Here is a 12,031-nt window from a genome sequence, read left to right as displayed (position 1 = left end):
GTCCCTATAAAACGAACCGGAGAGGGAAAAATTAGCGGGGGGATGGGAGGCTGTTGACTGCGAGGAATACGGGCTGCCGGGAAATGCCCTACACGAAACCCGTATGCAACTGATACTTCTTGAAGCGCTTCGGGCCTAGGTTAAACGGCGCCAGATCCTAAGAACCATTACGCACAGGAGCAGCGGCTCAATGAATCGCCGACTTAAATACAAGGGTCATACCGGCTCAATAGAAACCAGCGTCGAAGACAACTGCCTGTTTGGGAGGCTTTTGAACATCGACTCACTGGTCAGTTATGAAGGGCAAACCGAAGAGGAACTGGAGGCCGCCTTTCGCCAGGCGGTGGATGACCTCCTCAGCGGTGAGTGCATCGCTCATCCGTCACCCTAACCGCCGATACCCCAACACCGCCGAACCCAACACCACCGCCCCCGCCGCCAGCGCCACCCAGAACCCGCTGGCCGCGCCGAAGTGGTCGATCATCCAGCCGGAGCTGGCGGCGCCGATGGCCACGCCGATGCTCAGGCCGGTGATCAGCCAGGTCATGCCTTCGGTCAAGCGGCTCGGTGGCACGATCCGCTCCACCAGGGCCATGGACACGATCAGGGTCGGGGCGAAGAACAGCCCGGAAATGAAGATTGCCACGGCCAGGCCGGGGATGTTGGTGACCAGCAGCAACGGCAAGGTGGTCAGCGCCGTGGCGACACCACAGCACAGGAACTGCCGGGGCAACGGCGCCTTGAGTTTCAACGTACCGAACGCCAACCCCGCCAGGCACGAACCGACGGCATACACCGACAACACAATGCTCGCCGCCGCCGGTTGGCCCTGGTGCTGGGCGAAAGCGACGCTGACCACATCCACTACCCCGACAATCACGCCCATGGCCAGCAGCAGGATCATCAGGATCAACACCGAGGGCGAAGCGATCAGCCAGCGCCCGTGATGATCATGGCGCTCATGCACGGGCGGCTCGGTCTGGCGTTGCATCACGAACACCGTGACACCGACCGCCAACAGCAACGCCGCCAGCAAAGGCCCGGCCTCGGGAAACAGCACCACGCACAACCCCACCGAAATCGGCGGGCCGATGATAAAGCACACCTCATCGAGCACCGACTCCAGGGCAAACGCGGTCTGGAGCTTGGGCTGGCCGCGGTACAGCTCGGTCCAGCGCGCCCGGACCATGGCTGACATGTTGGGCATGCAACCGGCCAGCGCCGCGAACACGAACAACGCCCAGTTCGGCGCCTGCAAACGCGTACACAACAACAGCAACAACAACGCACCGCCGCCGATCAGCGCGGCGATCGGCAGTACCCTGCCCTGGCTGTAGCGGTCAACCAGCCGCGATACCTGCGGCGCGCAAAATGCCGTAGCCAAGGCAAACACCGCCGCCACCGAGCCGGCCAGACCGTAGCCGCCATGCACCTGCGAGAGCATGGTGATCAAGCCGATGCCAGTCATGGAGATGGGCATGCGCGCGAGCATGCCGGCCAGTACGAACGCCCGGGCGCCGGGCGCCTGGAACAACTCGGCGTAGGGGTTTGCCATGATTGAAACGCCTTCTTTCCTTGATTTGCGCAACCTTTTATCACACCAACCGTGTGATCGGCTTGTGCCGCCACACCATCCGGTAGTACGCCGTCTGCAACGCCAGCATCGCCAGGTATGTCACCGGAAATGCCATCCACACCCCTTCCAGGCCGTACCGCGCATTGAGCAGGTAGGCCACCGGCAACTCCACACCGAGCACACAGAAGATCGAAATCGCCACCGGGATCAGCACCACGCCGCTGGCGCGCATGATCCCGCCTATCACGGCCTGGAAGCCGAACACCAGGATGCTCCACAGCATGATATGCAGCAGGTGTTCGGCCTTGATCCGCGCGGCGTCGTCGGTGATGAACAGGCCGAGCAACCAGGGCGACAACAGGTAGCCGAGCAGGATCAGGCCACCAGTCAGGCAGGTATTGATCAGCAACCCGGTGCGCAGGATCGGCCCGATCCGTTCCAGGCGCCCGGCACCGATGGCCTGGGCGCCGAGGATCGACGCGGTGATGGCAATCGACAGTGCCGGAAACTGCACGTAGTTGACGATCTGCGTCACCGCGCCATAGGCCGCCGTTGCCTGGGAACCGTGGTGGTTGACCAAGGCCAGGATGACCAATTCGGATAATGACAGCACCACCATCTGTAGCCCGGTGGGCAGCCCGATGCGCAGGACTTTGCCGAGAATCACCCGGTCCAGCCGCAAGGCCGCGAGCAATGCGCGGTCCGGCGCCATCACGTGGTTTTTATGCCGCAGGCGCAGCACCAGAAACAGCATCGCCGCGGCGTTGCCCACCAGGCCGGCATACACCGCACTCTGGATGCCCATGGGCGGTAGGCCGATCCAGCCGCGGATCAGCGCCGGCGTCAGCAGCAGACCGACGAATGTCGAGACCATCAGCGCCAGCAGCGGCGAAATCGTGTCGCTGACGCCGCGCAGCAGCTGGGTATAGAGGATAAACACCAACAACAGCGGCATGATCAGCATCATCACCTGGGCATAACCTACCGCGTCATCCAGCACATCCAGCGGCGTGCCCAACGCCAGTAACGCCGGACGCGCAAACAGGCTGCCAAGCACCGCCGCCACCAAACCCACCAGCGCGCCAAGGGTCAGGGTGGCGCCGGTGATCGCCTTGACCATCGAGGTTTCCCGGGCTCCCCAGGCCTGGCCGATCAACACCGAGGCCCCCGCCCCCAGGCCGATCACCAGGGCGATAAAGAAAAACACGATGGGGAACATCCCCGATACCGCCGCCAACGCCTGGGTACCGAGCATTTGCCCGACATAGATGCCATTGAGCGTGCCGGAAAAGCTCTGCAGAAAGTTCGACAGCACCATCGGTGCGAGGAAGATCAGGTAGATCTGCCACAGCGGGCGTTGTTGGGTCACTTCCATGGTAGTTCGAGTCCCTGGATGATGATCAGGCAGTGAAAGCGTTGCGCGACAGCCAGGCCAGGTACGTCTGCACGTCCACCGGCCAGAGCGCGATCTTGTTGGAAAAGTCTGCGGCGTTGTGGGCAAACAGTGCCCGCGAAGCCTCTTCGAAACCCGGCAGGTCACCGCCGATGGCGCTCATGAAGCGATAGCTGGCCTCTTTGGCCTGGCGCATTTGATCACGACTGGCATGGGCATTGCGCGCTTCATCCACCAAGCGCCGCAACGCGGCCGACGCACCGCCACGCTGCTGGCTCAACCACTCCCAATGGCGCGGTAGCAAAGTCACTTCGCGGGCGACCACGCCCAGCTTGGGGCGCCCGACCGCAGGGGACGTCGGCGGCTCATCTGGTGCCTCTGCGGGCGCGGGCAGCTCGGGTGCATAACCCGGGGGCCAAGGGTAATCGACCTGGGTGCCGGTGGCATCGTCGAATACCAGGAAGCTGCCGGCCGGCAGATCAAGGTCTGCCAACGCCTGGGCAACGTGGGCATAGGGACCGTCCGCCACACGTCGGTGGTGAACGAAAGCGGTGCAACGAGGGGGATGTTGAGAATCCATGATTTATACCCGGGTAGTATTTGTTTTACCCGGGTTATATTAGAGGGAAATTTTCAGACTGCAAGTCTTATGGCGCAGAACTACCCAGCGTATGCGTTACCTCGCGGTTTTTCCGTGGCCGTCATGGGGCAATTGCCCGACCGGGCAGGCGGCGACGCCCACGGTGCCGCGGGTGATTTTCTCCACGTTCTCCTGGGCTTTTTGCGCATCGAGCACCCAGGTGCGGTAGAACTCGAACGGGCAATCGGCCACGCCTTTGTCGCCATCGCCCGAAGCATGCATACCGGTGTAGCCGCGGTGCAGCAGCTTGAACAGGTGGTTCTGCGACTGATCATTGGCGCGCGCATCGCGGATCTGCGACACCGATAGCTGGGCGTACTGGATGCCCATCTCCTCTTCGCCGCATTCGCCTAGCGTGCGCCCGTCAAAACCGATGATCGCCGAGTGACCAAAGTACGAATACACGCCATCGAACCCGGCGGCGTTGGCCACCGCCACGTAGCAGTTATTGGCCCAGGCCATGCTCTTGGACATCAGCACCTGCTGCTCCTTGGCCGGGTACATATAGCCCTGGCAGCGCACGATCAACTCGGCGCCCTTCATCGCGCAATCGCGCCAGATCTCCGGATAGTTGCCGTCATCGCAGATGATCAGGCTGATCTGCATGCCTTTGGGCCCATCGCAGACGTAGGTGCGGTCGCCCGGGTACCAGCCTTCGATGGGGCACCAGGGAATGCACTTGCGATAACGCTGCACGATCTCGCCGAGGTTATTGATCAGCACCAGGGTGTTATAGGGCGCCTTGTGCGGATGCTCTTCATGGCGCTCGCCGGTCAGCGAAAACACGCCCCAGGTGTTGGCCTGGCCACACGCGGCGGAAAAGATCGCGGTCTCTTCGCCGGGGATGCTTGCGGCGGTGGCCATCATCTCGTCGTGGTCGTACATGATGCCCATGGTGCTGTATTCCGGGAACACCACCAGGTCCATGCCCGGCAGGCCCTGCTTCATGCCGAGGATCATCTCGGCAATCTTCTTCGCATTCTCGATGACCTCGGCCTTGCTGTGCAGGCGCGGCATCTTGTAGTTCACCACCGCGACACCGACGGTGTCCGGGCTGCTGGAAATATCGCCATGACGCATTGCAATGCTCCTGGTCTAGTGACTGATCATCCACGGCCGTGGACCGGTCTTGGTCTTGAGGCCCAGCGGGTTGGCCTTGCTCGGCAGCACCTTTTTGCTGGTGCCGCAGCAACTGCAACCGGCCGGATGGCGACGGTTTTCCTGGTACTCGCCGACCGTTTGCGGTGCGTTGGCGCTGCGCTCGTTGCCGGCGATGGCCTTGCGCTGGTTGGTCGACAGCAACTGCAAGGCCGGGGCCGACACCTGCAACGGCCCTCCCGGCCCGGCGCAGTACGGGCACTGGCTGGGTTCGTTGCGCTGGGCGATCGGCCGCAACATCGTGAACGTGCCGCACGCCTCGCAGGCGTATTCGTAGGTCGGCATGGCTACAGGTCCGGTGCGATGGGCAGGTCGACGCTGCCGTCGAGGAACTTGGTGGGGCCGTTAGCGTTGGGGTTGATGTCGAACTCGAAGATTTCCGTAGGCAGCCACAAGGTCGCGCACGCATTCGGAATATCCACCACACCGCTGATATGCCCTTGTACCGGTGCCGAGCCGAGCAGCGCATAGCCCTGGGCCGGTGAGTAGCCGAACTTGGTCAGGTAGTTGATCGCATTCAGGCACGCCTGGCGGTAGGCGATGTTGACGTCCAGGTAGTGCTGCTGGCCCTGCTCGTCGACCGAGATGCCTTCGAAGATCAGGTAATTCTTGTAGTTCGGCGTGATCGGGCTCGGCTTGAACACCGGGTTCTTGATCCCGTACTTGGCCATGCCGCCCTTGATCAGCTCGACCTTCATATGCACCCAGCCGGCCATTTCGATGGCGCCGCAAAAGGTGATTTCGCCGTCGCCCTGGCTGAAGTGCAAGTCGCCCACCGACAGCCCGGCGCCCTTGACATAGACCGGGAAGAAGATCTTCGAGCCGCGGGACAAATCCTTGATATCGCAGTTACCGCCATGCTCACGCGGCGGCACGGTGCGCGCGCCGGTGGCGGCGGCATCGTCGCGGGCCTGGCCCTTGAGCTTGCCCATGTGCGCGGTGGCGGCCAGCGGCGCGTTGGCCAGCGGCGGGACACGGGTCGGGTTGGTGTCGATCAGTTCCTGTTCGCGACGGTTCCAGTCGGCGAGCATCACCGGGTCCGGCAGGCAGCCGATCAGGCCAGGGTGGATCAGGCCGGCGAAGTTCACCCCTGGAATGTGCCGCGAGCTGGTGAACATGCCCTTGAAATCCCAGATCGCCTTTTGCGCACTGGGGAAGTGATCGGTGAGAAAGCCACCGCCGTTCTGCCGCGAGAAAAAGCCGTTGAAGCCCCACTGGGAATCGGCCTTGGCGCCGATGTCGAGCAGGTCCACCACCAGCAAATCGCCCGGCTCGGCGCCGTGCACACCCACCGGGCCGGACAGGTAATGCACGGTGGACAGGTCCACATCGCGCACGTCGCTGGCGTCATCGTTGTTCTTGATCGCGCCGGCGGTCCAGTCGTAGGTTTCGAGGATGAAGTCATCGCCCGGCTTGACCCAGCAGGCCATCGGGATATCCGGGTGCCAACGGTTGTGGATCTGCTCGTTCTCGGTGACGGGTTGGTTGAGGTCGACTTTGATCAGCGTTTCGGTCATGGACTGGCTCCTGGACGGATGGCTTGTGGCGTTGAAACCAGTCTCGTGGAGCGAGGTAAAACGGGAAATACGTTGGATGACGTATGGCTCTGCCAGAGAGTGAAACCCAAACAAAAATGTAGGAGCTGGCTTGCCCGCGAAGGTCGTTAACGATGACGCGCATCGCCAGCATGAACGCGGCGCCTGGGCGTTTTTCGCCGGCAAGCCGGCTCCTACAGGTGGGTTCGCAGCTGTGCGTTTCTGTAGGAGCTGGCTTGCCAGCGAAGGTCGTTAACGATGACGCGCATCGCCAGGATGAACCCGGCGCCTGGGCGTTTTTCGCCGGCAAGCCGGCTCCTACAGGTGGGTTCGCAGGTGTGCTTTTCTGTAGGAGCTGGCTTGCCAGCGAAGGTCGTTAACGATGACGCACGTCGCCAGGATGAACGCAGCGCCTGGGCGTTTTTCGCCGGCAAGCCGGCTCCTACAGGCAGGTTCGCAGGTGCGCTTTTCTGTAGAAGCTGGCTTGCCAGCGAAGGTCGTTAACGATGACGTGCATCACCAGGATGAACGCGGCGCCTGGACGTTTTTCGCCGGCAAGCCGGCTCCTACAGGTGGGTTCGCAGGTGCGCTTTTCTGTAGGAGCTGGCTTGCCAGCGAAGGTCGTTAACGATGACGCACGTCGCCAGGATGAACGCAGCGCCTGGGCGTTTTTCGCCGGCAGGTTCGCAGGTGCGCTTTTCTGTAGGAGCTGGCTTGCCAGCGAAGGTCGTTAACGATGACGCACGTCGCCAGGATGAACGCAGCGCCTGGGCGTTTTTCGCCGGCAAGCCGGCTCCTACAATCGGTCGCGGCTAGACGGACAAGTAGCGGCTGATGGTTGCCTCGTCCACCCGGTCCCGGGTCTCTTCGATCACGAAGCGGCCCTTTTCGATCACCAAAAAGCGGTCGGCGATTTCCAGGGTGAACGACAGCACCTGCTCCGAGACCACGATGGTCAGGTCCCTTAAGTTGCGAATCTCCTTCAGCGTGCGTGCGATGTCCTTGATGATCGACGGCTGGATGCCCTCCGTCGGTTCATCCAGCAGCAGCACCTTGGGGTTGGTCGCCAGCGCCCGCGCAATCGCCAACTGTTGCTGTTGCCCGCCGGACAGGTTGCCGCCCTTGCGCGACTGCATGTCGTAGAGCACCGGGAACAGCGCGTACAAATCCTCCGGCACCTTGCCCCGCGCCGAGGCAGGCAGGCCGGTCTGGATGTTTTCCAACACCGTCATGCTCGGAAAAATCATGCGGCCCTGGGGGACGTAGGCAATCCCGCGTTCAACCCGTTCATGGGTTTCCAGCGCCGACACATCGTGCCCGTCCACACTGACCTGGCCTTTCCACTGCGGCAGGATGCCCATCAAGCTCTTGAACAACGTGGTCTTGCCCATGCCGTTGCGGCCCATCACCGCGACGATCTCGCGCTTGGCCACGTTCAGGTCCAGGTCGTGGAGGATCTGGCTCTGCCCGTAGCCGCAGGACAACTGGTCGATCTTGAACATGCCGGACTCCTCAGTGGCCCAAATACACTTCGATGACTTTCGGATTACTTTGCACCGACTCCATGCTGCCCTCGGCGAGTACCTTGCCCTGGTGCAGCACCGTGACCTTGTGGGCGATGCTTTTGACAAACTCCATGTCGTGCTCGATCACCAGCACCGAGCGGCCCTGGCTGATGCGGTTGAGCAGCTCGGCGGTTTGCGCGCGTTCGTTGACGCTCATGCCGGCCACCGGTTCGTCGAGCATCAGCAGCTCGGGGTCCTGCATCAACAGCATGCCGATCTCCAGCCACTGCTTTTGCCCGTGGGACAGCAAGTCCGCCTGTTGTTGCAGCAAATCGCCAAGGAAGATCTCCCGCGCCACCTCTTCCACCCGTGCGATCACCTGGGCATTGCGCTTGAAAAACAGCGCACCCCAGACCTTGCGCCCGGCCGGGTAGGACATCTCGAGGTTCTCGAACACCGTGAGGTTTTCGTAGATCGACGGGTTCTGGAACTTGCGCCCGACCCCGGCGCGCACGATGTTGTACTCGCGCATCGTGGTCAGTTCCTGGCCGTCGAACTGGATGCTGCCGCTGGTGGCGCGGGTCTTGCCGCAGATCAGGTCGAGCACCGTGGTCTTGCCGGCACCGTTGGGGCCGATGACCACGCGCACTTCGTTGCGGTCGATATACAGGTTGAGGTTGTCGACCACCTTGAAGCCGTCGAATGACACGGTCAGGCCCTCGATGGCCAGCACCGGTTTGTTCATTTCAAAGCCGACGGCGGTCATGGCTGGGTCTCCAGGATTTTGCTTTCAGTCTTGGGCTTGACCAGCGGCGCCACGGCTTTCACCGGTGGTTGACGGCGCAGCAGCCGGGCCAATGCCTGCCGACCATGGCTGTCCCACAAGCCGGCCAGGCCATTGGGGAAGTACATGACCACGGCGATGAACAGCCCGCCCATCAGGTACAGCCACAGCTCGGGAAAGGACTCGGAAAAGTAGGTCTTGCCATAGTTCACCAGCAGCGCGCCGTACACCGCGCCGAGCAGTGACATGCGCCCGCCCACGGCGGCAAAGATCACCATCTCGATCGACGGCACGATGCCCACGAACGACGGCGACATAAAGCCCACCTGCAACGCGAACATGGCCCCGCCAATCGCCGAGAACGCCGCGGCCACGCAGAACACGAAGATCTTGAAGCTGGCCACGTCATACCCGGAAAAGCGCACGCGCTCTTCCTTGTCGCGCATCGCCATCAACAACCGGCCAAGCTTGGACGCGAGGATGAAGCGGCCGATGAAGATGCAGCCGAACAGCAACCCGGCATTGATGAAGTACAGGATCAGCTTCGCGCTGTCGGTGCGCAGGTCCCAGCCGAGCAGGGTCTTGAGGTCGGTGATGCCATTGACGCCGCCGGTCAGCCCTTGCTGGCCGACGATCAATACCGTGAGGATCAGCGCAATCGCCTGCGTGACGATGGAGAAGTACACATCGCCCACGCGCCGCTTGAACAAGGCCATGCCGATAATGAATGCGAGCAGCACCGGCACCGCAATCACCGCCACCAGGGTAAAGCTGAAACTGTGAAACGGTTGCCACAACCAGGGCAGCTCGGTGATCTGGTTCCAATCCATGAAATCCGGGATGCCCGGCGTGGACTGGATCTTGGTACTTTCCGGGTCGGACGCTTCCAGCTTGAGGAACATCGCCATGCAGTAGCCGCCGACGCCGAAGAACACGCCCTGCCCCAGGCTGAGAATGCCGCCATAGCCCCAGCACAGCACCAGCCCCACCGCGACAAACGCGTAGGTCAGGTACTTGCCGACCATGTTCAGGCGAAACGCATCCAGGGTCAGGGGGAACACCACGAGAATCAGCAGCGCCAGCAGCGCGATGCCGATCAGGTTTTGCTGGCCGCCCAGCAGCTTGTCTAAAGCCTTCATCTGCTCGCCTCTACTTGCGCACTTTGATGGAGAACAACCCTTGCGGGCGCAGCATCAGGATCAGAATCACCGAGGACAAGGTCAGCACCTTGGCCATCGAGCCACTGAGGAAAAACTCCGACAGCGATTGCGTCTGGGCGATCACGAACGCCGAGGCAATGGTGCCGAACAGGCTTTGCGCGCCGCCGAACACCACCACCAGAAAGGTGTCGACGATGTACTGCGAACCCGCCGTCGGCCCGGTGGAACCGATGGTGGTGAACGCCGCACCGGCCACCCCGGCCACGCCGCAACCGAGGGCGAAGGTCATGCGGTCGACCTTGCGCGTATTGATCCCGACCGCGCGGCTCATCAGGCGATTCTGCACCGTCGCACGCACCTGCAGGCCCCAACGCGAGCGGTACAGCATCAGGAAGATCGCCGCCGTCAGCAGCACGGTCAGGGCCATCATGAACAGGCCGTTACGCGGGATTTCAATCGCGTCGGTGAAGTTCACCGAGCCCATCAGCCAGGCCGGCGGCTCGGCGCTGACCTCCCGAGCGCCGAACACCGAGCGGAAGGTTTGCTGCATCACCAGGGACAGGCCCCAGGTTGCCAGCAAGGTATCCAGCGGCCGCTTGTACAAGCGGCTGATCATCGCCCATTCCACCACCCAGCCCACCGCGCCGGCAACGAGGAACGACAGGGCAATGGCGAAGAAGAAGTAATAGGGTTGAAAACTCGGCGCAAAGTGCGCGGTGAGGCTGGAACACACGTAGGTGGTGTAGGCGCCGATGGTCAGGAATTCTCCGTGGGCCATGTTGATCACGCCCATCTGGCCGAAAATGATCGCCAGCCCCAACGCCATCAGCAACAGCACGCAGAACACGGACAAGCCGTTGAACCCCTGCATCGCCGCGATGGCTCCAAATTCCGATAGCCATTCCATGATGATGGTCTCCTGAGAGCGGGAGGTGATAGTTGGAATGCGATGTGCTTTTGCTCTATGTGGGAGGGGGCTTGCCCCCTCCCACATTTGAATCGGTGTGCTTGAAGCTTATTGGTAACCCTTTGGAAACGGATTCGGTTCGATCAGATCCGACTCGTAGATCACCTTGAACTGGCCGTTGGGCTGCACTTCACCGATGCGCGACTTGCTCCACAGGTGGTGGTTCTCGTGAATCTTCACGTAGCCTTCGGGCGCGGTTTTCAGTTCGATGCCCGGGGAGGCGGCGACGACTTTATCCACGTCGAAACTGCCGGCCTTCTCCACCGCCGCTTTCCACAGCCATGGGCCGAGGTAAGCCGCCTGGGTCACGTCGCCGATCACCGCATCCTTGCCGTACTTGGCCTTGAAGGCTTCGACGAAGGCTTTGTTGTTCGGGTTGTCCAGGCTCTGGAAGTACTTCATCGAGGCATAGAAGCCGGCCATGTTTTCGCCGCCGATGCCGAGCAGTTCGTCTTCGGTCACCGACAGGGTCAACAGGGTTTGCTTGGACGCATTCACGCCCGCCGCGTTGAGCTGTTTGTAGAACGCCACGTTGGAACCGCCCACCACGGCGGCGAAGACCACGTCAGGCTTTTTCAGCTTGACCTTGTTGATCAGCGAACCGAACTGGGTGTTGCCCAGCGGGTAGTAGTCTTCGCCGACCACGGTGCCGTGCAGTACGTTTTCAATGTGCTTGCGCGCGATCTTCATCGACGTGCGCGGCCAGATGTAATCGGAGCCGACCAGGTAGAAAGTCTTGGCGCCTTTGGTCTTGGCGATCCAATCCAGGCTGGCGAGGATCTGTTGGGTGGCTTCCTGCCCGGTGTAGATCACGTTTTTCGACTGTTCCAGGCCTTCGTAGAAGGTCGGGTAGTAGAGCAGGCCGTTTTCTTTCTCGAAGATCGGCAGCACGGCTTTACGCGAGGCCGAGGTCCAGCAGCCGAACACGGCGGCGACTTTGTCGTTGACCAACAGCTTCTTGGCCTTTTCGGCGAAGGTCGGCCAGTCGGAGGCGCCGTCCTCCTGGATCACTTTGATCTGGCGTCCCAGAATCCCGCCCGAGGCGTTGATTTGCTCGATGGCCAGGCGTTCGGCCTGGATCGAGCCGGTCTCGGAGATAGCCATGGTGCCGGTGGCCGAGTGCAACTGGCCGACGGTGACTTCGGTCGGCGTCACGGCCAGGCCTTCGTTGTCGGCCAGCACGCCCTGGCTGAACAGCGCGGCCGCCAGCAACGACAGGGCCAACAACGGTTTGGAGCGGATCAATCGTGGTTCCATGGGGCGACTCCTCTGCAATGAGGGCTCCAGCATGGCGGCAGCGGGCCAGCGCGGGT

The 12,031-nt window shown here is 62.0% G+C and carries 12 protein-coding genes; 1 reads left to right on the top strand and 11 read right to left on the bottom strand.

Annotation, left to right across the window (positions count from 1 at the left end):
- The first annotated feature begins 190 nt into the window (after positions 1 to 190).
- Positions 191 to 391 carry a hypothetical protein gene (locus LQ249_RS13200; RefSeq protein ID WP_108526439.1) on the top strand — a complete coding sequence of 67 codons (201 nt, stop codon included), beginning with the start codon at positions 191 to 193 and terminating at the stop codon, positions 389 to 391.
- Here LQ249_RS13200 and LQ249_RS13195 read toward each other — a convergent pair.
- From LQ249_RS13195 to urtA, 11 genes are all read right to left on the bottom strand, one after another.
- Positions 383 to 1,555, bottom strand: coding sequence for an MFS transporter (locus LQ249_RS13195; RefSeq protein WP_169865605.1), 1,173 nt, complete (start codon positions 1,553 to 1,555; stop codon positions 383 to 385). The genes LQ249_RS13200 and LQ249_RS13195 overlap by 9 nt on opposite strands.
- 40 nt (positions 1,556 to 1,595) lie before the next feature.
- Positions 1,596 to 2,951, bottom strand: a complete 1,356-nt coding sequence (locus LQ249_RS13190; protein ID WP_108526441.1) for an MATE family efflux transporter — start codon at positions 2,949 to 2,951, stop codon at positions 1,596 to 1,598.
- A 25-nt stretch (positions 2,952 to 2,976) separates the two neighbouring features.
- Complete coding sequence (locus tag LQ249_RS13185; protein ID WP_057004783.1) at positions 2,977 to 3,549, bottom strand: DUF2239 family protein; 573 nt, start codon at positions 3,547 to 3,549, stop codon at positions 2,977 to 2,979.
- A gap of 96 nt (positions 3,550 to 3,645) precedes the next feature.
- The gene (locus tag LQ249_RS13180; RefSeq protein ID WP_057004784.1) at positions 3,646 to 4,689 is read right to left on the bottom strand and encodes an aliphatic amidase; all 1,044 of its coding nucleotides are present in this window, start codon (positions 4,687 to 4,689) and stop codon (positions 3,646 to 3,648) included.
- A 15-nt stretch (positions 4,690 to 4,704) separates the two neighbouring features.
- Positions 4,705 to 5,052 (bottom strand): FmdB family zinc ribbon protein, encoded by a 348-nt coding sequence (locus LQ249_RS13175; protein WP_046383751.1) that lies wholly within the window; start codon positions 5,050 to 5,052, stop codon positions 4,705 to 4,707.
- 2 nt (positions 5,053 to 5,054) lie between these two features.
- Entirely contained in the window at positions 5,055 to 6,284 is a 1,230-nt protein-coding gene (fmdA, locus tag LQ249_RS13170; protein WP_046383752.1) for a formamidase, read from the bottom strand.
- 830 nt (positions 6,285 to 7,114) lie between these two features.
- Positions 7,115 to 7,804, bottom strand: coding sequence for an urea ABC transporter ATP-binding subunit UrtE (gene urtE, locus LQ249_RS13165; RefSeq protein ID WP_046383753.1), 690 nt, complete (start codon positions 7,802 to 7,804; stop codon positions 7,115 to 7,117).
- Between the two features lie 10 nt (positions 7,805 to 7,814).
- A complete protein-coding gene (gene urtD, locus LQ249_RS13160) occupies positions 7,815 to 8,573 on the bottom strand; it encodes an urea ABC transporter ATP-binding protein UrtD (RefSeq protein WP_232566525.1) in 759 nt (252 codons plus the stop codon).
- Positions 8,570 to 9,730, bottom strand: coding sequence for an urea ABC transporter permease subunit UrtC (gene urtC / locus LQ249_RS13155; protein WP_079443616.1), 1,161 nt, complete (start codon positions 9,728 to 9,730; stop codon positions 8,570 to 8,572). The genes urtD and urtC overlap by 4 nt, the downstream gene beginning before the upstream one ends.
- Before the next feature lie 10 nt (positions 9,731 to 9,740).
- The gene (urtB, locus tag LQ249_RS13150; RefSeq protein ID WP_046488365.1) at positions 9,741 to 10,658 is read right to left on the bottom strand and encodes an urea ABC transporter permease subunit UrtB; all 918 of its coding nucleotides are present in this window, start codon (positions 10,656 to 10,658) and stop codon (positions 9,741 to 9,743) included.
- A gap of 108 nt (positions 10,659 to 10,766) precedes the next feature.
- Positions 10,767 to 11,975, bottom strand: coding sequence for an urea ABC transporter substrate-binding protein (gene urtA, locus LQ249_RS13145; protein ID WP_024074866.1), 1,209 nt, complete (start codon positions 11,973 to 11,975; stop codon positions 10,767 to 10,769).
- Between the last annotated feature and the right edge of the window lie 56 nt (positions 11,976 to 12,031).

Source organism: Pseudomonas sp. 7-41 (assembly GCF_021233075.1).
Classification (GTDB): Bacteria; Pseudomonadota; Gammaproteobacteria; order Pseudomonadales; family Pseudomonadaceae; genus Aquipseudomonas; species Aquipseudomonas veronii.
Note: the sequence above shows the minus strand (reverse complement) of the source record. Positions and strands in the feature narration are given on the sequence as shown.

Bases quoted from the DNA above. Each gene is read 5' to 3' on its own strand.
- LQ249_RS13180 (WP_057004784.1), bottom strand. From the start codon at position 4,689: ATGCGTCATGGCGATATTTCCAGCAGCCCGGACACCGTCGGTGTCGCG.
- urtD (WP_232566525.1), bottom strand. From the start codon at position 8,573: ATGACCGCCGTCGGCTTTGAAATGAACAAACCGGTGCTGGCCATCGAG.
- fmdA (WP_046383752.1), bottom strand. From the start codon at position 6,284: ATGACCGAAACGCTGATCAAAGTCGACCTCAACCAACCCGTCACCGAG.
- urtA (WP_024074866.1), bottom strand. From the start codon at position 11,975: ATGGAACCACGATTGATCCGCTCCAAACCGTTGTTGGCCCTGTCGTTG.
- LQ249_RS13190 (WP_108526441.1), bottom strand. From the start codon at position 2,951: ATGGAAGTGACCCAACAACGCCCGCTGTGGCAGATCTACCTGATCTTC.
- urtE (WP_046383753.1), bottom strand. From the start codon at position 7,804: ATGTTCAAGATCGACCAGTTGTCCTGCGGCTACGGGCAGAGCCAGATC.
- LQ249_RS13185 (WP_057004783.1), bottom strand. From the start codon at position 3,549: ATGGATTCTCAACATCCCCCTCGTTGCACCGCTTTCGTTCACCACCGA.
- LQ249_RS13175 (WP_046383751.1), bottom strand. From the start codon at position 5,052: ATGCCGACCTACGAATACGCCTGCGAGGCGTGCGGCACGTTCACGATG.
- urtC (WP_079443616.1), bottom strand. From the start codon at position 9,730: ATGAAGGCTTTAGACAAGCTGCTGGGCGGCCAGCAAAACCTGATCGGC.
- LQ249_RS13195 (WP_169865605.1), bottom strand. From the start codon at position 1,555: ATGGCAAACCCCTACGCCGAGTTGTTCCAGGCGCCCGGCGCCCGGGCG.
- urtB (WP_046488365.1), bottom strand. From the start codon at position 10,658: ATGGAATGGCTATCGGAATTTGGAGCCATCGCGGCGATGCAGGGGTTC.
- LQ249_RS13200 (WP_108526439.1), top strand. From the start codon at position 191: ATGAATCGCCGACTTAAATACAAGGGTCATACCGGCTCAATAGAAACC.